The sequence below is a fragment of the Litoreibacter sp. JB4-2 genome (genome assembly GCF_055693445.1).
Genome location: NZ_CM146334.1, coordinates 911,994 through 938,555 on the forward strand (window position 1 = coordinate 911,994; position 26,562 = coordinate 938,555).

General features: G+C 56.9%; 24 protein-coding genes. 10 read left to right on the forward strand and 14 right to left on the reverse strand.

All coding sequences use genetic code 11. The annotated features are described in order from the left end of the window. Nucleotides 1–127 precede the first annotated feature (127 nt). The 3 genes from ACZ1G7_RS04530 (at nt 128) to ACZ1G7_RS04540 (ending at nt 3,350) form a co-directional block, all read left to right on the forward strand. Nucleotides 128–883 carry an SDR family NAD(P)-dependent oxidoreductase gene (locus ACZ1G7_RS04530; protein WP_472662654.1) on the forward strand — a complete coding sequence of 252 codons (756 nt, stop codon included), beginning with the start codon at nt 128–130 and terminating at the stop codon, nt 881–883. Further along, on the forward strand, nt 880–1,380 hold the full coding sequence (locus tag ACZ1G7_RS04535; RefSeq protein WP_472662655.1) for a GNAT family N-acetyltransferase: 501 nt from the start codon (nt 880–882) through the stop codon (nt 1,378–1,380). The genes ACZ1G7_RS04530 and ACZ1G7_RS04535 overlap by 4 nt, the downstream gene beginning before the upstream one ends. A 71-nt stretch (nt 1,381–1,451) precedes the next feature. Then, on the forward strand, nt 1,452–3,350 hold the full coding sequence (locus ACZ1G7_RS04540; RefSeq protein WP_472662656.1) for a cation:proton antiporter domain-containing protein: 1,899 nt from the start codon (nt 1,452–1,454) through the stop codon (nt 3,348–3,350). 117 nt (nt 3,351–3,467) lie between these two features. On the opposite strand, the gene cobT is transcribed toward ACZ1G7_RS04540, so the two are convergent. Beyond that, on the reverse strand, nt 3,468–4,481 hold the full coding sequence (gene cobT, locus ACZ1G7_RS04545; RefSeq protein ID WP_472662657.1) for a nicotinate-nucleotide--dimethylbenzimidazole phosphoribosyltransferase: 1,014 nt from the start codon (nt 4,479–4,481) through the stop codon (nt 3,468–3,470). Between the two features lie 84 nt (nt 4,482–4,565). Between cobT and ACZ1G7_RS04550 the strand changes: the two genes are divergently transcribed. After that, complete coding sequence (locus ACZ1G7_RS04550) at nt 4,566–5,324, forward strand: adenosylcobinamide-GDP ribazoletransferase (protein ID WP_472662658.1); 759 nt, start codon at nt 4,566–4,568, stop codon at nt 5,322–5,324. Nucleotides 5,325–5,383: 59 nt separating this feature from the next. Here the strand turns inward: ACZ1G7_RS04550 and ACZ1G7_RS04555 are convergent, their stop codons facing one another. The 5 genes from ACZ1G7_RS04555 to ACZ1G7_RS04575 form a co-directional block, all read right to left on the reverse strand. Continuing rightward, the gene (locus ACZ1G7_RS04555) at nt 5,384–5,893 is read right to left on the reverse strand and encodes a CarD family transcriptional regulator (protein ID WP_472662659.1); all 510 of its coding nucleotides are present in this window, start codon (nt 5,891–5,893) and stop codon (nt 5,384–5,386) included. 209 nt (nt 5,894–6,102) lie between these two features. After that, a complete protein-coding gene (gene fdxA, locus ACZ1G7_RS04560) occupies nt 6,103–6,438 on the reverse strand; it encodes a ferredoxin FdxA (RefSeq protein ID WP_472662660.1) in 336 nt (111 codons plus the stop codon). A 51-nt stretch (nt 6,439–6,489) separates the two neighbouring features. Further along, entirely contained in the window at nt 6,490–6,864 is a 375-nt protein-coding gene (locus ACZ1G7_RS04565; RefSeq protein ID WP_472663665.1) for an RNA-binding S4 domain-containing protein, read from the reverse strand. A gap of 111 nt (nt 6,865–6,975) precedes the next feature. Next, nucleotides 6,976–9,696: a helicase-related protein gene (locus tag ACZ1G7_RS04570; protein ID WP_472662661.1), complete on the reverse strand. Its 2,721-nt coding sequence runs from the start codon at nt 9,694–9,696 to the stop codon at nt 6,976–6,978. Nucleotides 9,697–9,750: 54 nt separating this feature from the next. Next, a complete protein-coding gene (locus ACZ1G7_RS04575; RefSeq protein WP_472662662.1) occupies nt 9,751–10,299 on the reverse strand; it encodes a tetratricopeptide repeat protein in 549 nt (182 codons plus the stop codon). A 71-nt stretch (nt 10,300–10,370) separates the two neighbouring features. Between ACZ1G7_RS04575 and ACZ1G7_RS04580 the strand changes: the two genes are divergently transcribed. Together ACZ1G7_RS04580 and ACZ1G7_RS04585 are read left to right on the forward strand one after the other, a co-directional pair. After that, entirely contained in the window at nt 10,371–10,658 is a 288-nt protein-coding gene (locus ACZ1G7_RS04580) for an SCP2 sterol-binding domain-containing protein (RefSeq protein WP_472662663.1), read from the forward strand. Next, entirely contained in the window at nt 10,655–11,617 is a 963-nt protein-coding gene (locus ACZ1G7_RS04585; protein WP_472662664.1) for an alpha/beta hydrolase, read from the forward strand. The genes ACZ1G7_RS04580 and ACZ1G7_RS04585 overlap by 4 nt, the downstream gene beginning before the upstream one ends. On the opposite strand, the gene ACZ1G7_RS04590 is transcribed toward ACZ1G7_RS04585, so the two are convergent. Further along, nucleotides 11,614–12,291 (reverse strand): ABC transporter ATP-binding protein, encoded by a 678-nt coding sequence (locus tag ACZ1G7_RS04590; protein WP_472662665.1) that lies wholly within the window; start codon nt 12,289–12,291, stop codon nt 11,614–11,616. The two genes, ACZ1G7_RS04585 and ACZ1G7_RS04590, sit on opposite strands and share 4 nt — an antisense overlap. Next, the gene (locus tag ACZ1G7_RS04595; RefSeq protein WP_472663666.1) at nt 12,284–13,573 is read right to left on the reverse strand and encodes a lipoprotein-releasing ABC transporter permease subunit; all 1,290 of its coding nucleotides are present in this window, start codon (nt 13,571–13,573) and stop codon (nt 12,284–12,286) included. The genes ACZ1G7_RS04590 and ACZ1G7_RS04595 overlap by 8 nt, the downstream gene beginning before the upstream one ends. Before the next feature lie 423 nt (nt 13,574–13,996). On the opposite strand from ACZ1G7_RS04595, the gene ACZ1G7_RS04600 reads away from it, so the two are divergent. The 4 genes from ACZ1G7_RS04600 to ACZ1G7_RS04615 all read left to right on the forward strand — a co-directional run bounded on the left by ACZ1G7_RS04600 (nt 13,997) and on the right by ACZ1G7_RS04615 (nt 19,071). After that, nucleotides 13,997–14,434 (forward strand): universal stress protein, encoded by a 438-nt coding sequence (locus tag ACZ1G7_RS04600; protein WP_472662666.1) that lies wholly within the window; start codon nt 13,997–13,999, stop codon nt 14,432–14,434. Between the two features lie 10 nt (nt 14,435–14,444). Then, nucleotides 14,445–15,995, forward strand: a complete 1,551-nt coding sequence (locus ACZ1G7_RS04605; RefSeq protein ID WP_472662667.1) for an alanine/glycine:cation symporter family protein — start codon at nt 14,445–14,447, stop codon at nt 15,993–15,995. A 65-nt stretch (nt 15,996–16,060) separates the two neighbouring features. Continuing rightward, on the forward strand, nt 16,061–16,942 hold the full coding sequence (locus ACZ1G7_RS04610; protein ID WP_472662668.1) for an alpha/beta fold hydrolase: 882 nt from the start codon (nt 16,061–16,063) through the stop codon (nt 16,940–16,942). Nucleotides 16,943–17,115: 173 nt separating this feature from the next. Beyond that, nucleotides 17,116–19,071, forward strand: coding sequence for a bifunctional 2',3'-cyclic-nucleotide 2'-phosphodiesterase/3'-nucleotidase (locus ACZ1G7_RS04615; protein ID WP_472662669.1), 1,956 nt, complete (start codon nt 17,116–17,118; stop codon nt 19,069–19,071). An 89-nt stretch (nt 19,072–19,160) separates the two neighbouring features. Here ACZ1G7_RS04615 and ACZ1G7_RS04620 read toward each other — a convergent pair whose 3' ends face one another. The 6 genes from ACZ1G7_RS04620 to ACZ1G7_RS04645 form a co-directional block, all read right to left on the reverse strand. Next, complete coding sequence (locus tag ACZ1G7_RS04620; protein ID WP_472662670.1) at nt 19,161–19,517, reverse strand: hypothetical protein; 357 nt, start codon at nt 19,515–19,517, stop codon at nt 19,161–19,163. Nucleotides 19,518–19,902: 385 nt separating this feature from the next. Next, the gene (locus tag ACZ1G7_RS04625; RefSeq protein WP_472662671.1) at nt 19,903–20,526 is read right to left on the reverse strand and encodes a GDSL-type esterase/lipase family protein; all 624 of its coding nucleotides are present in this window, start codon (nt 20,524–20,526) and stop codon (nt 19,903–19,905) included. Next, complete coding sequence (gene proS, locus ACZ1G7_RS04630; protein WP_472662672.1) at nt 20,523–21,857, reverse strand: proline--tRNA ligase; 1,335 nt, start codon at nt 21,855–21,857, stop codon at nt 20,523–20,525. The genes ACZ1G7_RS04625 and proS overlap by 4 nt, the downstream gene beginning before the upstream one ends. A 161-nt stretch (nt 21,858–22,018) precedes the next feature. After that, nucleotides 22,019–23,557 (reverse strand): Ppx/GppA family phosphatase, encoded by a 1,539-nt coding sequence (locus ACZ1G7_RS04635; RefSeq protein WP_472663667.1) that lies wholly within the window; start codon nt 23,555–23,557, stop codon nt 22,019–22,021. Nucleotides 23,558–23,644: 87 nt separating this feature from the next. Beyond that, the gene (locus ACZ1G7_RS04640; protein WP_472662673.1) at nt 23,645–25,819 is read right to left on the reverse strand and encodes an RNA degradosome polyphosphate kinase; all 2,175 of its coding nucleotides are present in this window, start codon (nt 25,817–25,819) and stop codon (nt 23,645–23,647) included. Nucleotides 25,820–25,865: 46 nt separating this feature from the next. Further along, nucleotides 25,866–26,561 carry a P-loop NTPase family protein gene (locus ACZ1G7_RS04645; RefSeq protein ID WP_472662674.1) on the reverse strand — a complete coding sequence of 232 codons (696 nt, stop codon included), beginning with the start codon at nt 26,559–26,561 and terminating at the stop codon, nt 25,866–25,868. Nucleotide 26,562 lies beyond the last annotated feature (1 nt).

Sequence of the window (26,562 nt, forward strand, 5' to 3'; positions counted from 1 at the left end):
GGAAACGTAAAGCAGAGACAAAGCGCAAGTCATAAAATGTCGCAATTGATCGCGATGACGCACTAATCTATCGCCCTAGATCTTATCACTGCCGTTGCTAAACTGAATCAAAAGGTAGGGATCAAAGATGGACTTGAGTGGCAAACATGCCTTTATCACGGGCGGCGGTACGGGCATCGGATTGGCAATCGCGCGCGGGCTTGCGTCGCGAGGCGCAAAAATAACGATCACAGGGCGCAGACAAGAGATTCTGGATGACGCCGCCAAGGATTTTGGCGCATTGCCGCTTGCGCTTGACGTAACGGACCCGTCGGCCACACATGATGTCGTCAACACAGCAATCGCCGCGCAAGGCCCGGTTCAGATTTGCGTTGCGAACGCAGGCATCGCGCAAGGCAAATCACTGGCCAAGATGGATTTAGCCTTCTGGCGCGAAACCATGGCCACCAACCTGGATGGCGCCATGCTGACAATACAAGCCTGCCTGCCGTCGATGCTGGATGCTGGCTGGGGGCGGGTGATTGGCATGTCCTCCATCGCGGGGGTGCGGGGATTGCGCGGCGCGCCGGCCTACACGGCCTCCAAACACGGATTGATCGGGCTTCTGCGCGCGCTCAGTGAGGATTTCATGGGCGGACCTGTGACCTTCAACGCCCTGTGCCCCGGCTATGTGGACACCGAAATCATCACACGAAACGTCGACAGTATCGCCGCCCGTGCCGACATTTCAAAAGACGCCGCATTGGATGTGATGGTTAAAGCCAACCGCCACAAGCGTTTGATTGCCGCCGAGGAAATCGCTGAGGCCGCGCTTTGGCTTTGTGGGCCGGGTTCAGGCAGTGTGAATGGTCAAAGCATCCAAATCGCAGGCGGGCAGATGTGACGCAGGCCCGTATTCGGCGCTACGTTCCGGCCGATGCCGTCCCGATCTATGAGCTATTTTACCGCGCTGTACATGAGGGTGCTGCCGCGCATTATGATTTCGCGCAACGCACAGTTTGGGCGCCTGACACGAAGATGCCTGACACGTGGCCCGACAAACGCGCCAGAGGCACGACTTTCGTGGCCGAAGGTGAGGCGCAGATCACGGGCTTCATGCAGTTGCTCGCGAATGGCATGGTCGAAATGGCATTCGTTTTGCCTGAGCGGCGCGGCGACGGGACCGCTGACGCGCTTTACACCGCTTTAGAGGCAGAGGCCCGCAAACAGGCAATCCCAAAACTCAACGCCCATGCCAGCCATATGGCGAAAGCATTCTTCCTGAAGCACGCCTGGATTTTAGAAACAGAGCATATGGTAACGCGCGCGGGTATCACGCTTCCCAATTTTCTTATGACGAAACGGTTGGAGGCTGACAGCTCGTTAAGCGCGCCGCGTTAAGACAAAAGCCGTGGACGTAGCACCTGTTCTGTCCGATTGTACAACCACACTTTGATCAGGAGCGCGCCCCGATGGAATCCTTCCTGTTCCAATCCACCATCTACCTGCTCGCCGCCTGCGCCGCTGTTCCTTTAGCGGTGCGTTTCGGATTGGGGTCAGTGCTGGGCTATCTGGTGGCGGGCGTGATCATCGGCCCAATTGGGGGGCTCGTCGGCTCAGAGACCGAAAGCTTGCAGCATTTTGCAGAATTTGGCGTGGTGATGATGCTCTTCGTTATTGGGTTGGAGCTGGAGCCGCGCGCGCTTTGGGACATGCGCCATAAGCTAATCGGTCTGGGTGGATTGCAGGTTTCGGTCACCACAGCACTGATTGCGGGGGCGGCTATGGTATTGGGCCAGTCTACCAGCGTTGCGATCGCCATTGGCATGATCTTCGCGCTCTCCTCAACGGCAATCGTTTTGCAAACGCTCAATGAGAAGGAGTTGATGAATACAGGCGGCGGGCGCTCTGCGTTTTCGGTGCTGCTTACGCAGGATATTGCGGTCATTCCTATGCTGGTTCTGATCCCGCTATTGGCCATGCCCGGTCTCAACGGCATTCAGGGCGGCGGCCATGCGGGGGGCGCGGCGGAGGATGCCGGCCACGGGGCCGAGGGCGCCGCTGCATCGATGATGTCCTATGTCGACACGCTGCCGGGTTGGGGGGTGATGCTTGTGACGCTCGTAGCAATTGTCGCCGTCATCTTGGGCGGCCATTTTCTGACACGCCCTGTCTTTCGTTATATCGGCTGGGCCCGCATGCGCGAAATGTACACCGCCGTCGCACTTCTGTTCGTCGTAGGCGTCGCCGTCTTGATGCTGCTGGTGGGCCTCTCGCCCGCCTTGGGCACATTTTTGGCAGGCGTGGTTCTGGCCAATTCCGAATTCCGCCACGAGCTGGAAAGCGATATTGAACCCTTCAAGGGCTTGCTTCTTGGCCTGTTTTTCATCACCGTTGGCGCCGGTATCAACTTTGGGGTGCTTTGGAGTGCGCCCTTAAGCATTCTGGGCATGACCATCGGGGTGATGGCGATCAAGGCGGCGGTCTTGTTTGCGCTCGCGTTGATGTTCAAGATCCGGTCCCGCGACAAAGCGCTATTCACCCTTAGCCTGGCGCAGGCTGGTGAATTCGGCTTCGTGCTGGTCAGCACCTCCGTCAGTCAGAACGTGATCCCGCGCGCGCTTTCGGAGACACTATTGCTTGTCGTAGCCCTGTCGATGCTGCTGACGCCGCTACTTTTCATTGTCTATGACCAACTGCACAAACGCATGAACGCAAGCGGGGCAGACTTAGAGCCCGATGAAATCGACGAGAAAGGCGCGGTGATTATTGCTGGTGTCGGTCGCTTTGGGCAGGTCGTCAACCGGTTGGTCAGCCAGTCAGGGTTCACCACAACCGTACTTGATCACGACATTGAGACGATCCAGCTGATGCGCCGTTTCGGCTTCAAAGGCTTTTTTGGCGACCCGACGCGGCCAGACTTGTTGCATTCAGCGGGTATTGACGAGGCGCATGTGTTGGTCGTGGCGTTGGATGATAAGCAAGCCGCGTTGCGGCTGATCAAATACGCCCGCAAGGTGCGCCCAGATATTCATATCATTGCGCGTGCCTATGACCGATCGATGGTGTTTCAAATGTATGCGGCGGGCGCCAATGACATCGTGCGGGAGATGTTTGATAGCAGCCTACGTGCCGGTCGCTACGTCCTAGAACAAATGGGCCTGACCGACTACGAGGCGCATCGCCAAACGACGACATTCTATGACATGGATCGCGATGCCCTGAAGCAACTGGCCGAGCTTTGGCGTGCCGACATCCCGGCTGGCGAAAATGAGGCCTATGTCGAAAAGGCCAAAGAGCTCAATCGCGATCTTGAAGCAGCACTATTGGGCCTGATGAACGAACGTCACGCCAATGACGCTGCAGAATAGACGTCACAGTTCAACGCCTGCATCTTCGTTGGATCGGCAATACTCTGGGGGTGTTTGAGGGGGTGAGACCCACTCATCAAAAAATATCGTGGGTGCGCGGCAGCGCACACAATTGGGTTACTCGCCGTCTGTGACGCCCGCCTCAGCAAATGTTGCCATCCCGGAATGGCAAGCAATCGCGCCCTTTAGGACACCAATCGCCAAGGCAGCGCCCGACCCTTCGCCCAAGCGTAGCCCAAGCGACAAGAGCGGCTCTTTGCCAAGACCGTCCAGCAAACGTCCATGCGCACCCTCAGCGGATAAATGCCCCGCAACCGTGTGATCCAACGCGCCCGCTTGCGCTTTTTCTAATACCGCTGCCGCCGCTGTGCAGATGAACCCATCAAGGATTACAGGGATGCGATGCGCACGGGCCGCTGCGATTGCACCGGCCATTGCCGCCAGCTCCCGTCCGCCCAGGCAACGCAGCGCCTCCAACGGTTGGGACACGTCATGCGCGGCCAAACCTTCCGCAACGACCCGGGCCTTCAACGTGAGCCCTGTATCATCCACTCCGGTGCCGCGCCCGACCCACTCCTCAGACGCACCGCCGAACAAAGCCGCTCCCAAAGCGGCCGCACTGGTGGTATTTCCAATACCCATCTCACCCACAACCAATAGGTCAGCCTCTGCGTCGACGGCCGCCCATCCCGTCGCAAGCGCGGCCACCACCTCCGCCTCGCTCATTGCAGGCGCCTTCGTGAAATCAGCAGTGGGGCGGTCCAGCTGAAGCGCATGGACATCCATTTTCGCCCCAAAAGTGCGGCTGAGCTGGTTAATCGCAGCTCCGCCTTGTTCAAAATTGGCAACCATTTGCGCGGTAACTTCCGCCGGGAAGGCGGAAACACCCTGCGCAGTGACCCCGTGATTACCTGCAAATACAATCACTTGCGGCGCAGAGAATTCAGGCCGCGCTTCGCCGCGCCAAGCGCCATACCAAATGGCCAGCTCTTCCAGCCGCCCCAGCGCGCCGGGGGGCTTGGTCAGCTGCCCATTGCGTGCCTCCGCCGCTTCTTTTGCGGCCTCATTAGGCCCAGATTGGACCGCGAGTAGCGATTGAAACTCGGCTAGGGTGGTAAAGGGCGCAGTCATCGTAACGGGATCCGTTAATCATTGTCTTCCCCACCTTCCTAGCCCTAACCTGCCATGACCAAAAGACCCAAGGACGCCCCGCCAATGGCGAAAACCGACGCCGCGATCAATGACCTGCTGATTGCGTTTCACCTGCTGACCCGGCTGCCGCTGCCAATGGCCGATTGGGAGGCTAGCACCAGACCACTTGCACGCGCCGCCTGGGCGTATCCTTTGGTGGGTCTTGTCGTTGGTGGTCTTGGCGCCGTTTTGGCGAGCATCGGGCTTTGGCTGGGCCTTTCCCCTTCCCTTGCAGCGTGTCTTTTTCTCGCCACCACGATCCTTGCCACCGGCGCAATGCATGAAGACGGCCTGGCCGATTGCGCCGACGGGTTTTGGGGCGGGTGGGAACCCGCGCGCCGCCTCGACATCATGAAAGACAGCCAGATCGGCACTTACGGGGTGCTTGCATTGATTTTGTGCCTCGGAGCAAAGGGTATCGCTTTGAATGAGGTCCTGAGGTCAGCCCCAATTTGGGTGCTGCTGGTCGCACCAACTTTATCACGCGCAATGATCGCGCCGGTGATGGAGTTTTTGCCGAATGCTCGCAGCACGGGCTTGTCGCGCAGCACCGGTCAGCCCGGGACGGCGGCAATGTGGGGTGCCCTCGCGATAGGTGTCGCCACGATAATTACCTTGGGGCTCATTGTTGGCGCTACTCTGGTGCTGCTGGCCGTGGCCACAACCCTTGCAATCGCATGGCTGGCAAAACGCAAGATCGGCGGACAGACCGGCGATGTTTTGGGTGCCACCCAGATGGGTGTCGAAACTGTGTTGCTTTGCGCGCTCAGCATCATGATCTAGTACAAAAAAACGCCGCGCTTAGGTGAAGCGCGGCGCCAAAATCCAACCATCTGAAAAAATCAGGCGGCAGCGCGACTGATCAGAACGTCATCAATTTCTTTCATCGCAGACGGCTCGTCATTGCCCTGAACAACCGCGATTTCGCGTGTCAGACGCTCCAACGCGGCCTCATAGAGCTGGCGCTCCGAGTAGCTCTGCTCGCGTTGATCGCCATGCCGGTGCAAATCGCGCACCACTTCCGCAATCGCGATTAGGTCGCCTGAATTGATCTTTTGCTCATATTCCTGCGCCCGGCGCGACCACATCGCGCGCTTGACCCGTGCCTTGCCCTTGAGTGTCTTAAACGCTTGGCCCACCAAATCGGGCGATGCCAATGGGCGCATGCCCACTTCCAGTGCCTTGTGTGTGGGCACCCGCAGGGTCATCTTGTCCTTTTCAAAGGCGACAACAAACAGCTCAAGCTCGATACCGGCCACTTCTTGGGTCTCAATATTCACGATCTTGCCCACACCATGCGCCGGGTACACCACGAACTCATTGGGGCTAAAATCTTGTTTTTTCTTACTCATGCAGCACTCACTTCCATTTCGCGCAAAAAGGACGAAGCCAGAGGCGCGCCCCCGGTCCCGTCCATAATCCTACTTTCAGCTATTGTCCTCATACCGGGCGCGTCATAGCCCGGTCAGCTGTCATCTTGACGTAACATATAGCACAAAAACGACATCAGTGAAAGCACCGCCAAGTCCAAGCGTAGTTAGCATTTCTGCCAAATAGCGAATCAGCCGCCTTCGCCGGCATTTTCAGAAAACAGCTCCATCTTGCCCTCTTTTCCATCCATCTCATCCGCGGTTGGCAGGGGGTCTTTCTTGGTGATAATCACCGGCCATTTCTCAGAATACTTGCGGTTGAACTCGACCCATTTCTCCATATCCGGCTCCGTGTCGGGCCGGATCGCGTCAGCGGGACATTCAGGCTCGCAGACGCCGCAATCAATGCACTCGTCGGGATGGATCACGAGCATGTTCTCACCTTCGTAGAAGCAGTCTACAGGACATACTTCAACGCAGTCGGTGTATTTGCAGGCGATGCAGGCATCATTGACGATATAGGTCATGGGCATTGTCCGAAATTTATAACAGCGCCAGTCCTAGTCCGAGCCGAACAATCATTCAAGCGGGGGCTTGCGCGAAAGGTCCAGTATGCGACGATCTTTCTTGGTTGGACGCCCTTTTCCCCAAGGCGTCACGCTACGCGGTATTTTTTCCTCATAGACCGTCTTGTCCAGGTACAGCCCCTGCGCTTCCGGCGCCGGTCCACGCCGTATTCCACAGGCCTGCACAACAACGACCCGCGTCTGCGCGCCTTGTGGAAAGGTGATCCCATCGCCTTCACCGACCTGAAAGGCAGGCTTTGAAATTTTGAGCGAATTGACCCGTACATTGCCTCCCTTCACCACCGTGGCCGCTAGCGTTCGCGTCTTGAAAAACCGCGCTTGCCACAACCATTTGTCGAGCCGGATAGTTTCGCGCCCCTCAGACATGCTTCGTTTTGTCACAAATACTCTGAGAGGATGCTCGCGTGGCGGAGAGCGAAGCTCTCCAAGAACGCAAAATATCGCGCGCGCGCAAGCGCCCTATTGAGTCAAAGCAAGTCAGTCCTTTTTCAACCCCATAAGGGCCGCCGCAAACGGGTTGTCAGGATCAATAGGCTTTTCTTTCTTGGGCGGGCGCGCTTTGAAGGTCTGAGCCTTGTCTTGGCGTGGGCCTTTGCCTTTTGGCTTCGGACCGCGATTTGGCTTGCCACCCTCTTTGCGCGGTTGGCGGTTACCTTGTGGCTTGCCTCCGCGATTGCCACCCCAGCGGAAAGTGTAGAACACTTCCATCTCTGGGCCTTCATCTTTGGGCTCAGACGGCGTCTCAGCTTCGGGCGCGGCATCAGATGTCGGCGCTACGACCGCGTCTTCAGCAGGTTTCTCAGGCGCTTCTGCGACCGGTTTCAATTTCTCGCGCTCGCCTTTCTCGGCCTTGTAGCCCAGCCCCTCCATGAGATTGGAGAACTGCTCCAAAGTCATCCCGGTGATAGAGAGCATATCTGCCTTTGCCTCAAACCCACCGCGCGAGTCCTCAGCGCGCAGTTGGTCGGCCAGACGCTCCAACATATCAATGCGGATCGCGCGCTCGCCTGCCAAACGGTAGCCTGCTTGCGTGTAATACCCTTCGGGCGCGTCTTTAACTGCAGGTACTGTGACCAGACCAGGGGGCGGCGCTTCGGGGAATTCGCCGAGGTCTTGCTGCAACGACCAAAGCACCAGTCGCAGACGGGTCGGCGCGGGTTTCAACAAAAGCGGCATGAAGATCGTGAATTGCCCAAAACGAATACCGTGTTTGCGCAGCGTGCCGCGCGCATCTTGATCAAGCTCTTTGACGTCAGAGGCAACTTTGTCGCGAGAGATCACGCCCAAAGCCTCCACCATCTGGAATGCAAAGCCCTTTGCGAGCCCGGCCAGCGTTTCGTCACCGGACATCGCAATCATGGGCTCGAACGCGGCAGCAATCTTCCGGTCAATGAAATGCTGCAAACGGCGCTTGACCTTCTCGGCCACATCCGCGCCCGCTTCGTCATCGACAAAAGGCTCGATGCCCGGCTTCAAAGGGTCATCGCCTTTGACCAGCTTGCCGACAGCCATGTCACCCCACATCAGACCACCTTGTTCGGTGAAATCCATTTCTGTGTCTGGCGCGTTGTAAAATTTGTCGGCGCGCAGATTGAAATGTGGCGCAAGCGCCGCGACGGCGGCCTGCTTCAAAGTCTTCGCCTCGTCGGGGGTGGAGGACGCGTCCTGACGGAATCGGAACCCGTCCAATCGGCCGATCATTTCGCCCTCTACAGTCACTTCACCCTTGTCGTTCACGTCAGCCACGAGGCTCTCCTTCTGCTTCAACCGGCGCAGCAGCACGCTTGTGCGCCGGTCGACAAATCTTTGCGTCAGTGCGCCATGCAGCGCGTCCGATAGGCGGTCTTCTACCGCACGGGTTTCCCCGCGCCAATGGCTTTCATCAGGCACCCAACCCTTTCGCTGCGCGACATAGGTCCAAGTGCGAATAAAGGCCAAGCGTTTCGACAATGTGTCAATGTCACCGTCGGAACGGTCGATACGGGCAATCTGGCGCGCGAGGTAGTCTTGCGGCACCTGCCCCTTGTCATGCAGGTAGCCGTAGATCACCTCAAGCATCGCGGCATGTTCGCCGCTGGAAATGCCGCGAAAATCTGGGATACGGCAGACATCCCAAAGCAGTTTCACATCCTGCGGGGTGCTGGTGCGCGCGGTCACGTCAGCGCTGTCGCGCAAGGATTTCAACGCCACCACATCATCGGCGTCGCGTGCCCGGCTGAGCCATTCATCATCGGTGCGCATCTCAAGCGAGCGCACCAGCCGGTCGATCGATCCAAACTCCAGCCGGTCATTGCGCCATTGAAGCTTGGTCACAGGGCGGAATTTCGACTGCAAGATTGCCTGCGCGACCTGATCATCCAGCGGCTCCGCTTCCCCTGTCACCCCAAAGCTGCCCGGCTGCATGTAGCGCCCTGCCCGGCCCGCAATCTGCGCCAGTTCATTGGGGTGCAAATACCGCATCCTTCGCCCGTCAAATTTCTGCAAAGCTGAGAAGGCCACGTGGGAAATATCGAGGTTCAATCCCATCCCAATCGCATCGGTCGCAACAAGATAATCCACGTCGCCATTTTGGTACATTTCGACCTGCGCGTTGCGGGTCCTGGGCGACAATGCCCCCATGACAACAGCACAACCGCCCTTTTGGCGGCGGATCAGCTCAGCGATTGCGTACACATTCTCGACCGAAAACCCGACAATCGCGGAGCGTGCTTTCAACCGGCTGATCTTCTTGGAACCGGTATAGCTGAGCTCGGAGAACCGCTCCCGCTTCAAGAACTGGGCGCGCGGCTCAATCGCGGCAATGGCGCTGCGCATTGTATCTGAGCCCATGAACAGCGTTTCAAGCTGACCGCGCGCTTTGAAAAGACGTTGGGTGAAGACATGCCCGCGTTCAGGGTCAGCGCAAAGCTGGATTTCATCGACACCCACAAAATCCGCGCCCATGCCTTCGGGCATCGCTTCAACCGTACACACCCAGTACTGGGCTCGCTCGGGAACAATACGTTCTTCGCCTGTCACCAGCGCAACAACAGACGGCCCCCGGATCGCAACAATTCTGTCATAGACCTCGCGCGCAAGCAGCCGCAATGGAAGCCCAATCACACCTGTGCGGTGGGCCAGCATTCGTTCAATTGCGTAATGGGTTTTGCCGGTGTTGGTCGGCCCTAAGACCGCCGTGACCCGTGCCCCACTATTCATAAGGGCTGGCCAGTCATGGACGCCGCCTGTTTAGGGGCCCAAATGGGCCGCGCGTTAGATGTCTTGACCGGAGACTTCAGCCTCAAGCCGCTCAATGCTTTCTTCTAACCCCGGCCTATAGGGATGTATAGCAAAAGCGGCCTTGTAGGCCTCAAGCGCGTCTTCTGACTGCCCAAGTTCTTCAAGCATGCGGCCCAACCCTTGCATCGCACCAAAATGGCGCGGGTTAAGCGCCAGGGTGCGGCCGATATCCACAATTGAAAGCCCATACCGTCCGGCCCCGAAATAGGCGGTCGCCCGCGCATTCCAGCCTTCGGCAAAGTCGGGCGCATGATCCGTCAACGCCGTGAAATGGTTTATGGCAGCTTTCATATCGCCGTCGCTCATCGCTTTGCGCCCGCGTTGCAGCAGCAGGTTCATCGACCGCGATCCACTGTCAGACCATTCGCGCCAGATGGCGCTTTCGACAGTCTCCCAGTCTTGCAGGTCCGGCGTTTGCAGACGTTCAAATAAAGAGTTGAGCTCATCCTCCCCCGCATGCGAAGGGTGGATCATGATAAATGCCGCAACGGCAGCATTGAGAAGCAGTTTGCAAAATTTCATAACGAATCTAATTCTAGCGGTATGCGGGCTAAAATCGAGCCTGTGACCAACACTTTTTCGGGAGACACGATATGAGCGACGTCATCAACAAGGCCGTCGAGGCGCTTCAAGCCAAATTGGACGGGGGCTTTGATGGCTCCGTAAAATTCGACATCGCCGGCGAAGGCAGCATCATAATCGATGGCGACGGTGTGCGCGCCGATGACGCTGATGCCGAATGTACATTGTCTGCCGACGCGGAAACCTTCGAAGCGATTCTGGACGGTGATCTGAACCCGACCGCCGCTTTTATGTCCGGAAAATTGGCCGTCGACGGTGATATGGGTCAAGCCATGAAGCTGGGGTCCGTCCTGTCGTGACCTTCGCTCCGGCCCCGCTTTATGAAGATGTGGCGCGCGCGCCTGACGGCGGGGTCGCTTATTGGGTGCCCTGCACTGATGGGATAAAAATTCGCGTGGCCGTTTGGGGCCGCGACACGGCCACCAAAGGCACATTGCTTCTGTTTCCGGGCCGGACCGAATATATCGAGAAATACGGCGTCGCGGCAGCCGGGTTCGTCGCGCGCGGATATGCAGTGGTCGTGATCGATTGGCGCGGACAGGGCTTGGCTGACCGGCTGCACGAGGACCGGATGTTGGGCCATGTCGGTGCATTCAAAGATTATCAATTGGATGTGGCCGCGGTGATGGATGTTGTGCGTGAGTGCAACTTGCCAGAACCGCTGTTTTTGTTCGCGCATTCGATGGGCGGCTGCATCGGGTTGCGTGCCCTGATTGAGGGCCTGCCCGCAAAAGCATCCGTTTTTTCAGGACCAATGTGGGACATCTTGTTGCCGCCGGGCAAGCGCAATCTGGGCTGGGTCGCCTCTACCGTAGCGCATCAACTCGGCTTTGGCGCGGTGATGTCACCCGGCACGCTGCCACAGACCTATGTGCTGGCAAATCCGTTTGAAGACAACATGTTGACGACTGATCCTGAGATGTTCGACATGATGAAAACCCAAGTCAGCGCCTACCCGGATTTGGCTTTGGGCGGACCCAGCTTGAGCTGGCTGAACGAAGCACTACGCGAATGCCGCGCACTTAAAGCCCACCCGACGCCAAACGTGCCCTGCATCTGCTATTTGGGTACCAATGAACGCATCGTCGACACGCCCACCATACATGATCGCATGTCCCGCTGGCCCAATGGCGCGCTGGAAATGATTGAAGCGGGCGAGCATGAAATCATCATGGAAGGCCCCGAAATACGGGAGCGTGTCTTTGACGAGGCTGATGCGTTGTTTTCGGCCAATTCGGTTGCCGCGAAAGCCGGTTAAACCAGAACGCCCTGCTCCAACCGGACTGTGCGATCCATACGGGCCGCAAGCTCCATGTTATGCGTAGCTATGAGCGCAGCAAGGCCCGTTTCACGCGCCAGTTTGATCAAAGCTTCAAACACCTGATCGGAGGTCGCTGGATCAAGGTTGCCAGTGGGTTCATCCGCTAACAATAGACCCGGACTGTTAGCAAGCGCGCGGCAGAAGGCGACGCGCTGTTGCTCCCCGCCGGACAATGCTCCGGGGCGGTGATCTGCGCGCTCGGCCACGCCAACTTTCCCAAGCAGATCTATTGCGCGGTCATACGCGGCGGCGCGCGACATACCAGCGGCAAGCTGCGGTAGGATGATGTTTTCCGCAGCCGTGAATTCGGGCAACAAATGGTGGAACTGATACACGAACCCGATCTGGGACCGTCGCGCGTTGGTGCGTACGCGGTCCGACCGTCCTGTCAGGTCCTCGCCCGCGATTTGGACGGTGCCAGTGTCGGGCGTATCCAGCAGGCCTGCGATGTGTAGAAGCGTCGATTTACCAGCACCGGACGGCGCGACAAGTGCGACGACTTCGCCACGTGCAATGCTGGCAGAGACGCCGCTTAGTACTTTGATCTCATTGGGTTTACCCGAGTTGTACGTCTTCTCGATACCGTCAAGGTTGAGCGCGACATCACTCATAGCGCAAGGCCTCCACCGGGTTCATGCGCGCGGCGCGGCGGGCGGGAAAAATCGTGACAACAAAGCTCAGGAACAGCGACAAAGAAATGGCGGACAGCACGTCGCCCATTTCCAGTCGCGCTGGTAGGCTGGAAATTAACCGTACAGACGGGTCCCAAACGCCACCTCCGGCAATCCAGTTCACGAAATCAAAAATCGGATCAATATAGATTGCGAACAAACACCCGATGATCAGCCCAGCGATGGTGCCGATCACACCGGTTGAAGCGCCGCAGATGAAAAACACGCGTAGGATCGAGCCTTCTGACAGCCCCATCGTGCGCAAAATGCCGATGTCACGTCCTTTGTTTTTGACCAACATGATCAGCCCGGAGACGATATTCATCGATGCGATCAATACAAGGATCGATAGGATCAGAAACATCACATTGTCTTCCATCTGAAGCGCGTTCAGAAAGCCGCCATTGCTGTCTTTCCATGTCCAAAGCAGGATTTCTTGATCGGCTGCGCTTAGCAGATTGGTTTCGGCGCGCAACAAGTCTTCTGGATCATCTAAAATCACTTCAATTTCATCGGCATAACCTTCGCGGTTGAAGTAACTTTGCGCCTGCTCAAATGGGAGATATGCGCGCACGGAATCTATGTCGAACCGGCCCACTTGGAAGATGTAGACTACCTCGTATGCTGCGACGCGTGGACTGGTTCCAAATGCTGTTTTGACACCGTTCGGGGAAATCAGCTTGATCGTGTCGCCCACACGCACCCGCAGCTCCCTTGCGACACCCGCGCCTATGGCAATGCCTTCAGAGAAGCGGTTGATATCACCCGCAAAATCCTCCGGCTCGGCCACGCGTCGAATGTTGACCAAATCCTCTGGGCGGATGCCGAACACTTGCACGCCTGCATTGGTGGAGGCGGCCGCTGCCAGCACCTGGCCCTTTACCAACGGAGCAGCGCGAACCACGCCCGGGGCCGCGGCGACTTTGGCGGTCAGTTCTTCATAATTCTCAATGGTTTGCGCGAAGGTGCCCTGATCCGTAACCCGGCCTGCATTGTAGACCGTGACATGGGCATTCGCGCCAAGGATCGTGTCCACGAATTCATACCGAAAACCCGAGCGTACCGCCAAAGTGATGATTAGCGCGGCGACGGCAAGGGTGATCCCGATGAGCGAAATCCATGTCATTACCGACACGCCGCCCTCCGCCCGTTTGGCACGCAGATAGCGCCAGGCGATCATCCATTCGAACCGCGCGAAAGGTCCTGTACTGGCGCCCGTCATGTTTGGCGTGATTTGGCTCACGGCTCTCTCCCGGCTGCTCATGCCTTACGTATCAAAGATGTGCGCTTTTGCGCGCCGAGGGTCAAGGCAAGCTCGAAATTGCCGCCCAAATTCAACCGATCAACAGATGCATGGCGCTCGATAAAAAAGCTGCTAGGGTACCATTATTAGTGAGTTTGTTGCTTTTCATTAAAACTAAGAAAGAGAGGGAATTTCCTGATTTTGACCAGCATTTTGGCTCTTTTCGTTGCGAAAAACCCAGATTTAGGACGTTAAACCAGCGAAATTCTCTATTTTATGCTAAGGGACCGTAAAATTTATAAACTTCGTTCATTTGGCATTGAAAGCGCTTCCAACCAGCGTCTTCCGGTCTGTTTCGACGCCACTTCTTGGACAGGACGGAGCTGACTGGAGGACATTTCTATGTCGACAAAATTAGTAATCGGGCTTGACGGGGACAGCTCAGGCGAACGTGCCGTTGCCTTTGCCTCAGACTTGGCCAAACAGATCGATAGCTGCACGCTTTTGGTCGTCTATGTGATCGAGTGGTCGCCCTACTCTTTCCAAACCGCCGAAGAGAATGAGCAACGCCACAAACGCCGCGAAGAGGAGATTTCAACCGCTCAGGATCGCGTGGTGACGCCCGCGGTTGAAAGCCTGACTAAAGCTGGGTTCACAGCCACAGGCATCGTCAAACATGGCGACGTGGCTGACACGCTCAACGCTGTGGCCAAAAAAGAAGGGGCCGCGCAAATTATTGTCGCTCGCTCATCCGACAAAAGCCTTGCGAAGCGCATTTTCGGCAGCTCGACCGCACAATTGGTCATGGAAGCCGACGTGCCTGTGACGGTCGTGGGCTAAGGGGAACATCATGAAAACTTATTTGAAAACAGCGGCCGCTACAGCCGCAAGCGTCATCGCAGTACCAGGCCTCGCGCAAGAAGCTGAAAGCCTTGATGCAAAGGTTAATGCCGCATTCGCCGCCGCCACTGGTCCGTTTGTGAGCTTCATCTTCGCACCCATTCCGGGTACGAGCTTTCCATGGATCGTGATGTGGCTCGTGATTGGGGCTACGGTGTTCACCCTTTATTTTGCTTTCGTGCAGTTTAGATTTTTCGGCCATGCACTCGGGCTGGTCAAAGGCGACTATTCCGATCCCGATGACGCAGGCGAGGTGAGCCATTTCCAAGCACTAGCCACTGCGCTGTCTGGAACCGTTGGCCTCGGTAACATCGCGGGTGTTGCCGTGGCGGTCGGCATCGGTGGGCCTGGTGCCACCTTCTGGATGATCCTCGCGGGTCTGTTGGGCATGGCTTCAAAATTCACCGAGTGTACGCTTGGTGTGAAATATCGGAACGAATACCCTGACGGCACCGTCTCGGGTGGCCCGATGTACTACATATCGAAAGGGTTCAATGAGCTCGGCCTGCCGGGCGGCAAGATCCTCGCGGTCCTGTTTTCGATCTTCTGTATTCTGGGCGCATTTGGTGGGGGCAACATGTTCCAGGCCAACCAGGCGCATGCGGCGATCACAGGGATCACCGGAGACTACCCCGGTGTCATAACTGGCCTTGTCTTCGCGGCAGTGGTCTTTGCCGTGATCGTCGGCGGGGTTAAATCCATCGCCAAGGTTACCGAGAAGGTCGTGCCATTCATGGGCGTGATGTATGTGGGCGCTGCGCTGATCGTCCTGCTCGTCAACTTCAACATGATCGGCTGGGCCTTTGGTCAAATCTTTGCAGGTGCCTTTACAGGTCTGGGTGTCGCTGGCGGCTTTGTTGGTGCATTGATCCAAGGGTTCAAACGGGCCGCATTCTCGAATGAGGCGGGCGTTGGTTCTGCGGCGATTGCGCACTCTGCGGTGAAAACCAAAGAGCCTATCACCGAAGGGTTCGTCTCCTTGCTTGAGCCGCTGATTGATACGGTCGTGATCTGCACGATGACCGCGTTGGTGATCATCATCTCGCAGCAACTCATCATCGATCAGGCGACCGGAAACTATATGCTGAACGAAGCAGGCAGCGCGATTGCAACCGTTGACGGCAACACTGGTGTGGCGCTCACTGCCGCCGCATTTGGGTCCGCCATCAGCTGGTTCCCGTTCGTGTTGGCGATTGCTGTCATCCTGTTTGCTTTCTCTACCATGATCTCTTGGAGTTACTACGGGCTGAAGGCCTGGACCTACCTCTTTGGCGAAGGCAAAACGTCTGAGCTGATCTTCAAGGTGATCTTCTGTATCTTCATCGTGATCGGCGCGGCGGCCTCGCTTGGACCTGTGATCGACTTCTCGGATGCGGCGATCTTCGCCATGGCCGTGGTCAATATCTTCGCGCTCTACTTCCTGATGAAGATTGTGCGTAAGGAGCTGCAAAGCTACGCCGCGCGCTTGAAATCGGGCGAGATCAAGAAGTTCTCACACTAAAGCGACCTAAAATCGGGCGCGCGTCATCACTGGCGCGCGCCCTTTTTCATGGATAAGCTCGGTCCATGTTTGAAGGTTTTAAAACATTCGACCATCGGCTCGGCGATGTAACGCTTCATGGGCGCATGGGCGGTTCCGGCCCGCCACTGTTAATGCTGCATGGATACCCTCAAACGCATGTCATGTGGCACCTGACGGCCCCTGCTTTGACTGAGCGGTTCACTGTTATTGCCCCTGATCTGCGTGGCTATGGACGCTCTACTTGCCCGCCTACGCAGCCTGACCACAGCCAGATGTCAAAGCGCGAGATGGCCGCAGATATGGTTGGTCTGATGGCGCGCCTCGGGTTCAATCATTTCGACATCATCGCTCATGACCGCGGCGCACGGGTGGCGCATAGGCTGGGGATGGATTGTCCGGAGGTGGTGCGCAAAATGATCATCCTCGACATAGCGCCGACGCGAGAGATGTATGAGAACACGTCTCTGGGATTTGCGCGGACCTATGCGCATTGGTTTTATCTGACCGAAAAATTCCCCCTGCCCGAGCGCATGATCGAGGCCGACTCGCGCGACTTTTGGGATAAAAAATGCTTGTTCGGGGCAGCCGGTGATGGACCTTTTACAGACGATGCGCGGTCCGCCTATCACACAGCCTTTGACAATGTGGATGTGATCCATGCCAGCTGCGAGGATTACCGCGCCGCCGCGACCATCGACATTCTCCATGACAATGACGACGAAGACCGGAAGCTGACTTGCCCTATTCGGGTGCTTTGGGGCGCAAATGGCGCGATCGAGGCCTATTTTGATTGCATTGGCCTATGGAAGCTGCGTGCCGAGACGGTGATGGGAAAATCCTTACCTGGCGGGCACTACCTTGCGGAAGAACTGCCCGAAATGGTGATCGATGAAGCCATAGCATTCTTTGGACGTGGCGCTTCGTAAAGCGCCGATTGCCATTGCATTGTGCCCGACAAGACCGCATCCTTTTGCTCACGCACAGAGTTCGGCGACGATTGTCCTATTTTCAGACGAAACGACTTGAGGCGCGCATTTTGTTAACAAATGATTACAAAGCAATGCTCAAGAAGCTGCACACATTTATGGGGGATTCCTACATGTCTATGAAATTAAACCGCCGCCATTTCCTGGCCAGCACTGCGGGCTTCATCGCCCTGCACCCCTTCTCGGCCAATGCGGCGACGAACCAAGCGCATCTGCGCATCATGGAGACGACCGATCTGCACGTCCACGTGTTCCCCTATGACTACTATGCGGACAAGCCGCGCGATACTGTTGGACTGGCGCGTACTGCGGCCCTGATCAATGACATCCGGGCCGAAGCTTCGAACTCCCTCCTGATCGACAATGGTGACTTCCTGCAGGGCAATCCAATGGGCGACTACATCGCCTATGAGCGCGGCATGAAAGAAGGCGACATGCACCCGGTCATCCAAGCGATGAACACACTTGGTTTTGACGCCTCTACCTTGGGCAATCATGAATTCAACTACGGGCTCGACTTCTTGATGAAAGCGCTTGCTGGCGCAGACTTCCCGGTCGTCAGCGCCAACGTTGTCAAAGAAATGGGCAGCGACCCGACCAAAGACACGACGCTGGTACCGCCCTACGCGATTTTGGATCACAAAGTGACCGATGGTGCGGGGGTGGACCATAACATCAAGGTGGGTCTGATCGGCTTCGTGCCACCCCAGATCATGAACTGGGACCGCCGTCATCTGGAAGGCAATGTGCAAGCCCGCGACATCATGGAAGTCGCCCGCGCCTATATCCCGCAGATGAAAGAAGCTGGCGCCGACATCATCATAGCGCTCAGCCATTCGGGCATTGGTGCTGCGAATGAAGTTGAGGGGATGGAGAATGCCTCCGTGCCACTTGCGGGCATGGACAGGGTCGACGCGATCCTGACCGGGCACAGCCACCTTGTCTTCCCCTCGCCCGCCTATAGCGATTTCGCAGGCGTTGACGTGGACGCGGGCACTGTGATGGGAACGCCTGCCACGATGGGTGGGTTCTGGGGCAGCCATATGGGCCTGATCGATTTACTGATCGAGAAAGACGGCAATGAGTGGCGTGTTGTGACCACTGAAAGCGAAGCCCGCCCAATTTCCAAACGCAATGAAGACCGGTCGATCACGGCTTTGGTCGAAAGCGACGAGACCGTGCTGGCCTCCGTCCAGAAAGAACATGACGAGACATTGTCATATGTGCGCCGAGCCGTGGGCAAAACCGACGCGCCGCTGCACAGCTATTTCTCGCTGGTGGCAGACGATCCGTCGGTGCAAATTGTCTCAATCGCGCAGCTTTGGTATATTGAACAAATGCTCAAAGGCACCGAACATGAAGGCCTGCCGATCCTGTCGGCTGCCGCCCCGTTCAAAGCTGGTGGTCGTGGTGGCCCCGAGTATTTCACCGACGTCCCCAAGGGTGATGTGGCGATCAAGAACGTCTCGGACCTCTATCTCTACCCCAACACCGCGCGCGCGGTACGGGTGACAGGGCAGCAGCTGAAAGACTGGCTTGAACGCTCCGCCGGCATGTTCAATCAGGTAGAGCCAGGGGCGCAGGATGTCGTTTTGCTGAACCCTGACTTCCCAAGTTACAATTTTGACGTGATAGACGGAGTAAGTTACCAAATTGACCTGTCGCAACCGTCAATGTTTGCACCGAAGGGTGAGCTGCTCAACCCAGATGCCAACCGCATTGTGAACCTGACCTATCAGGGGCAACCAGTTGAAATGGATGCGGAATTCATCATCGCAACCAATAATTATCGCGCCAGTGGCGGCGGCAATTTTCCGGGCGCCAACAATGAAACAATTGTCTTCGAAGGCCCCGACACGAACCGTGATGTGATCGTGCGCTACATTGTGGAGCAAGGTACAATCAGCCCGCGCGCCGACAGCAATTGGTCCTTCCTGCCTTTGGACAAGACCACGGTTCTCTTCGATACCGGTCCGGCGGCGAAAGCCTATATGGAAGATGTTGATTTGAACATCGAGGAAGCCGGCGACGGCCCGGATGGCTTCGCACGGTTCCGCATCTCGCTGTAAGGCGGCCCCAAAAAATAAGTCGGGCTCGGCGCACGCGCCGAGCCCTTCCCCCACCGACTGAGTATCATCTGCCCAACATGGGCCGATGACTACCGCTGCAACTCTTTAAGAAAGGCCATCTCGGGTCGGCGATCCACTAGGCCTACTGCTTGCTTGGCTTTCAGTGATTTCAGGGCAGCTATCCGCCCGTCTCTCACCGATTTACGCAGCCGCGCAAGCGGACGCCGGGTCGCAAATGACCCGACACCCGATGCGTCATCCAAGGATGCTCTGAAAGCCTTCAACTCGCTTGGCGCAGTGAGAGCCGCAACTGCGGCCTCCGCGTTCAGCGGTACGACTTTCGCGCTCGAGAACCGCTCCAACACAGCGTCCTCATGCGATCCCTCGGAACCGGATTTCTTATGTGCGTCGTCGGTTGCCCGCGCCGCGATAAAAAACAAACTCATTACCACACCCTTCCGGTGCCCCCAGAAATGACGCTATAGATGCGACACATTCAGCGCAATATTTCGCCATCTTTCAAAGATGGAAACACACTGTTTTCGGCAGGCTCGGCTTTTTCCGAAGCTCAATCTTTGGTGAGCTGCGATCAAGAATCAATGTATTTTATTGTTATTTTTCATTTACTTAAGAAACTTCAACTTTGAGGCATTCCGCTTTTGATATGTTGGAAAAATACAGATGTGCTCAAATTTTCATCGGGCTAAAATGAGACCAGAAAAAGGCACGCCTCAAACAATGCATAGTGCCCATCATGACTGTTTCCAAAAACGAAACATAGCTGTCCATTTTGGTCAAAACCAAGGCAATTAAAATTAGAATCAAATTTTGCTAGTTAAGAAGGCTTGCCACAACCGGCACCAAGGCCTCACCGAGCGCGCGGGTGTTTTTGGCATCAAGATGGATACCATCAAGCCGCGAACTCTGCGCAACATCGCCCGAACAGAAGCAGTCAACGCCAAGTGCGTTAGCCTTTTCGCGGGCGAGTTCAATGAAGCTGTGAGAGCGTTCGATCAGTTCAGGCGTCACCAAAGGATCATCGCAGTCCACCAAAGGCTGCGGCAGCACCAAAAGAACCTTTGGCATGACAGCACCCCCAACCCGGATCGGATGTGTTTGAACAATCTCGACCAGATGTTCGAGCCCACGCAAGGCGCGCGCCAGAGAGTACCCCCAAAAGATATCATTGGCCCCAAGCGCAATCAGCACCAAATCCACCGGGCCATGGCTGTGCAACGCTGAGGGTAGCAGCGCCGCCCCGTTCATATTTGCTGGACTTGCATGTTGATCCATAGCCGTGGTCCGCCCGCGCAACCCATCGGCCACAACATGGACACCTGCGCCCAACCGCGCTTGCAAAACATTCGGCCAGCGGTCTTCGAACGCGTGACGCCCGCCGCCATCAGGGCGCGAGCCCCAAGTCAGGCTGTCGCCAAATACAAGAACGGTTTTCATTTACCGTAAATCGCGGCCAGCTTGGCAACCGCAGCCTCTGGCGTCAGCTCTTCACTTTCGCCGGTCTTGCGCGATGTCAGCTCGACCACACCGTTTTTCAACCCACGCGGCCCCACAGTGATACGCCACGGCAGCCCGATCAGATCCATTGTCGCGAACTTGCCGCCCGCCCGTTCATTGCGATCATCATACAGCGGTTCCAAACCCATCTGAGTCAGCTGGGCATAGAGCCCCTCACAAGCGGCATCGGCCTCAGCATCACCTTGTTTGAGGTTCACAATACCCGCATGGAACGGCGTCACCCCTTCGGGCCAGATGATGCCTTTATCGTCATGGCTCGCCTCAATGATTGCTCCCAGAAGCCGCGACACGCCAATGCCGTGGCTGCCCATATGCACCGGCACAGGCTTGCCATCGGGCCCTTGTACTGTCGCGCCCATCGCCTCGGAATACTTGGTGCCAAAGTAGAAAATCTGTCCCACTTCGATGCCGCGCGCGACCCGGCGCCGCTCTTCTGGCACCTCATTGAACAGCGCTTCATCATGCGTCTCATCGGTCCGAGCGTATTTGGTCGTAAACTCTTCCATCACGCCGGCGCATTGCGCGTGGTCATCATAGTCAATGTCGCGATCCCCGAATGTAAGCTCAGTCACCGCGCTGTCATAGAACACCTCAGACTCGCCCGTTTCCGCCAACACCAAAAACTCATGCGTATCATCGCCACCAATCGGCCCGCTATCGGCCCGCATCGGGATCGCCTGCAGCCCCATCCGCTCATAGGTGCGCAGGTAGCTGACCAGATGACGGTTGTAAGCGTGCAGCGCGTCTTCCTTGGTCAGGTCGAAATTGTAGCCATCTTTCATGTAGAACTCGCGCCCACGCATGACACCAAAGCGCGGGCGGCGTTCGTCACGGAATTTCCACTGAATTTGATACATGGTCAGCGGCAGGTGTTTGTAGCTGGACACATGGGCGCGGAAAATATCGGTGATCAATTCCTCAGCCGTCGGCGTGAACAACATGTCACGGTCATGGCGGTCCTTGATGCGCAACATTTCCTCGCCATAGTCATCGTAGCGCCCGCTTTCACGCCACAGATCAGCTGATTGAATAGTGGGCATCAGCATAGCCATGTGGCCAGCCCTAGCCTGTTCTTCATGCACGATGTTTTCGATGTTTTTCAAAACTTTGAAACCCAAAGGCAGCCATGAGTAAATGCCCGCAGAACTTTGCTTGATCATCCCTGCGCGCAGCATCAATCGGTGCGACACGATCTGCGCCTCACTGGGCGTTTCTTTCAGGACGGGCAGGAAGTAGCGGGTCAGGCGCATGGGGCAAAGGCTCTCAGGTTACTCATCACCCAACCGATTACGCGATGTCCCCACGCCGCGCAATCATCCTTCATTGTTTCATAAATATTCCGGGGATTTGCCCACGCGGCGCGGGGCTGGCCCCGCAAGAGCGCAAAAATCATGGGCGCGTCAGCGCACAATCAGATAACTTCGACCGTTGCATCCATTGCGTTTGCCAGCGAATTGAACCGAGCCTGAGCAACTTCGCCGAACAAACCACGGGTCTCAGGGTGCAACCGCAGGGATAAGACCCGCTTCTTTGGTCGATAATCCAAACGCCCCATCATCTCCGACCGCTCGACCGAGAACATCGCCCCAAACCGCATTGCCTTGCCCAAGATTTCGGCTGCTTTCAGCTCTTTCTCGGGCAGCAGCTCAAACAACTCATCAAACCGTGTGCCGTCGCGGGAGTTTTTGTAGCGGTGCAACAATGCCACCCCTAAAAAGACACGGCCGGGATGATCCAAGCCCCCCAGATTGGCGCGCGTCGCGTTGTCGAAACACACCTCTGCGCGGTAGTCAGGATGCGCGCGCCAACTGACGTCATGCAACAAACACGCCGCGCGGATCAGCCGGGCGCGTTCATGTTTGACCTGCCCAAAAATCGGCTCGATAAATTTATGCAACTGTCGCCCAAAGCCGGGAATACGCGCGTTTTTGGCCTCATCCCAACGGCAGGCCTCAATCAACGGGTCGCGGCGCTTCAGCTCAAAAGGCATCTGCTCATAGAGCAACCCTTCGCGGATACCGTAGCTTGAGGTCGCAAGCGCCTTGGGCTTGAACCGCTGGATCAATGACTTCAGCACTTGCGCTGCGATCGGGACCAGCCGCATGCGCGCCTCAGAATTGCCAGTGATCGCGCGCAGCTCATCAATTGATTTGCCGCGCATCCATTTGACCGTTTTCAACACTGATCCCGGCGTCATGCGATACTCATGCAGCACTTTCAGCGGGTATCCGCGCCGTTCCATGTCCAATCGCGCAATCGCGCGCCACGACCCGCCGACAAGGTAAATTGTATCATATGAATTTGGCATGTCCTCAGCAAGGCCGTCCATAGTGCCGTCAATCACCGCCTTGCGCGCGTCATACCCGCCTTTCATGCCCATAAGCTTGAGCGGCCCAAGATCGGAGGTGACGCGCTTGCCGACCACACCCTCACCGATTTCCGCCAACTCCATAGAAGACCCGCCGATGTCGCACATTAATCCTTTGGCTTCGGGCCAGCCCAAAAACACCCCTTGGGCGGACAGGCGCGCTTCTTCATTTCCTGAGGCCACCCAAAGATTGATGCCGGTTTCGCGGGCGACTTCTTCGCAAAAGTCGGGGCCGTCTTCGGCGTCGCGCACGGCAGCCGTGGCGACAGCCGTCATCGGGTGCACATTCATGCCTTGGCACAGCAGTGCAAAGCGTTTCAGCGCCGCCATGGCCCGGGCTCGGCCTTCAACAGACAAACGCCCCGTCTCACGCATATCTGCGCCCAAACCTGCCATGATCTTTTCGTTGTAAAAATAAGCCGGCGAGCGGGCAGCCCCGTCAAACACCACGAGACGGACCGAGTTTGAACCGACGTCAATCGTCCCTACCCGGCTCAGCGCCTTCGCTTTAGGGTCGTCAAAAAGAGGCCGTCCGAAGGGGCCAAAATCTTCGCTGCTCGCATCCGATTGCGCGCCGTCCATTGCCACAGTGTTGATCCCCGATTGGTCTCTTAGCGTGTCTCAGTTATCCCCAAGCAGGACACTGATCCAGCAAAACCCGTCGGTCAATCAATCTTTACTATGCGTTAACTCGGGCACATCCCCTGCCCCTGCTGACCCACGACCCGACAAAGACGGGTTTTCCATGAAGAACCTGTGGCAGTTAAAAAGCTGTTGGCCCTCAACAAAATCTTGCCGCGCGAAGCTTCCATCGGCCCCCAAGACCCAACTTTGGGATGTATCGGCAAGGTTGGCCGCCATAATCTGGCTCATAACCTGCGCATGAACGGTCTTGTTGGTGATCTCGACCAGCGTTTCGACCCGGCGGTTCAGGTTGCGCCCCATCCAATCGGCAGAGGACATATAGACGCGTGCTTTCTTGGATGGCAGCCCACGTCCGTTTCCGAAACAGACAATGCGGGAATGCTCTAGGAACCGACCGACAATGGATTTGACACGAATATTTTCGCTCAGACCTTTGATACCGGGTCGCAGCCCACAAATGCCGCGAATGACAAGACTGATCTTAACGCCTGCTTGGCTCGCCTCATAAAGCGCGTCGATCACATCGGGTTCGATCAGGGAATTCATCTTCGCCCAGATCTCCGCCGGTTTGCCATCCTTGGCGTAGGCAATCTCCGCCTTAATATTGGCAATCAGCGTGGATTTCAGCGTAAGTGGCGCGATCGACAGGTTTTCCAGCTCTGAGGGCTGTGCATATCCGCCGACATAGTTGAACACGCGCGTCGCATCACGGCCCAAAGCCGCATCGCATGTGAACAGGCTGAGGTCGGTATAGAACTTGGCGGTAATCGGATGGTAGTTGCCTGTCCCAAAATGGGTGTAGGTCACAAGCTTGCCGCCTTCGCGGCGCACGATAGCACTGATTTTTGCATGTGTTTTGTAATTGATAAAACCGTAAACGACATGCGCACCTGCGCGTTCCAGTTTACGCGACTGCCTAATATTCGCAGCCTCATCAAACCGCGCTTTCAGTTCAACAAGGGCGGTCACCGATTTGCCATTCTCAGCCGCTTCGCACAGAGCGTCGACAATCGGGCTTTCGTTGGAGGTCCGGTAAAGCGTCTGTTTGATAGCGACAACATCGGGGTCGCGCGCCGCCTGTGCGAGATAGCGCACCACCATATCAAAGGTCTCATACGGGTGATGCAGCAGCATGTCCTTTTGACGGATCGCTGCGAACATATCGCCGTCGTGGTCTTGCACGCGCTCGGGCACGCGTGGCGTAAAATGCGGCCACAAAAGCCCATGCCCACCAATGCTGACCAGTTCCGAAATATCGGACAAGCCCAACATGCCCGAAATCTCGATCACGTCAGCTTCTGTCACTTCGAGCGCGTCCATGACAAGCGCGCGCAGCGTGATCGGCGCGTCGATGCTGAGTGTTAGCCGAACCACCTCCCCGCGGCGGCGGCGTTTGAGCGCGGTTTCAAATTCCCGCACGAGGTCTTCGGCCTCCTCCTCAACCTCCAGATCGCTGTCTCGCAGCACCCGGAACGTACAATGGCCTGTTGCTTCATATCCGGGAAAAATCTCGCCGATGCGGTCGATCAACAGCTCTTCCATCGCGACAACGCGCGTCTGGCCATCCACCGGCGGCAGTGTGACAAAGCGCTCGATCTGTTTGGGGATCGGTAAAAGAGCTTGAAGGTTGCGCCCGTCGGATTTGCGACGGAGCTGCAATGCCAACGAAAGCCCGGTGTCCGGGATGAACGGAAACGGGTGCGCCGGGTCAATCGCTAGTGGCGAAAGCACCGGGAAAATGTTCGAGATGAAGTAGCCTTCCAAAAACGCGTCATCTTCTTTGCTCAGATCCCCGCCCGTCAGGACAGAAATGCCAGCCGCATGCATGAGCGGTGTCAATTCATCCAGCACCGTGTCTTGGCGTTCCATCAGCGCGCGGGCATTTTCGTCGATCAAAACCAATTGCTGCGCCGGGCTACGGCCATCGGCGGAAGGTGTCGTGTTTCCTTCGATCATCAGCTCGCGCAGACCCGCCACGCGAACCGAGTAGAACTCATCCAAGTTATTGGCCGAGATTGCCAGAAAGCGTACACGTTCCAGAAGCGGCACTTTGGGGTTCGAGGCCTCCTCCAGCACGCGCCAATTGAAGGCCAGCCAGCTCAACTCACGGTTGAAAAAGCGTTCGGGCCCCAAAATGTCGAGCCCGTCCACACTGACGGCTGCAGGGAACGCCGCATTAAGAAAATCTGATCCGGTCATGGGGGCGTTTTTGATGTCTGAATGTAACGTCACAGTGACTTATGCCCTATTTTTCATCTGCTTGTCCAATCACGCCCTCGGCAGGGCGGTTCAGAATTTCACCGGCCAAACGCTTGCCAATCGGTTTTCGTTCGCTCAATGCGCGGCGGTCAATCTCGTCGACAAAGCTGCGCGCGGCGGCAAAGCTGCGTTCGATCCGGGGCAGGACATAGTCCATCAAACCGGCGGGCAGGTTGATTTGCCGATCATCGAACATCTTCATCAAAACCACGCTCAAAAGCGCATCATCTGGCGCTTCCAACGCGACCAAGGCTGTGCCTTGCAGACGGCTAAGCAGATCAGGCAACACGATTCCAAGCTGTCCAGGCGGGCGCGTCGTTGTCATCAGCAGCCTATGGCCTTCGGCCAGCATCAGGTTGTGTAGGTGGAAAAGCGCGGTCTCGTCTGCGCGGCCAAGCGCGTCGATGTCTTCGACAACCAAAGGGCCATCGACTTCTGCCGCGATATCTCGATCTGCGAGCCTTGTAGCTGGGATGATCCGCGCGCCCGTCTCCCCTGCCCAGACATGCGCCAGATGGGTCTTGCCTGACGCCGCCGGACCGCAAATGATCAACTTTCCGTTGGGCCAATTTTCTGCGTTTTCCAGCGTGGCTACAGCCAGTTGGTTGGCCTCAGAGACAAAGAAATTGTCGCGCCCCAAAGCCGTTTTGGTGGGGAGCGGGAAGGCAAGCTGCTCGGCCATG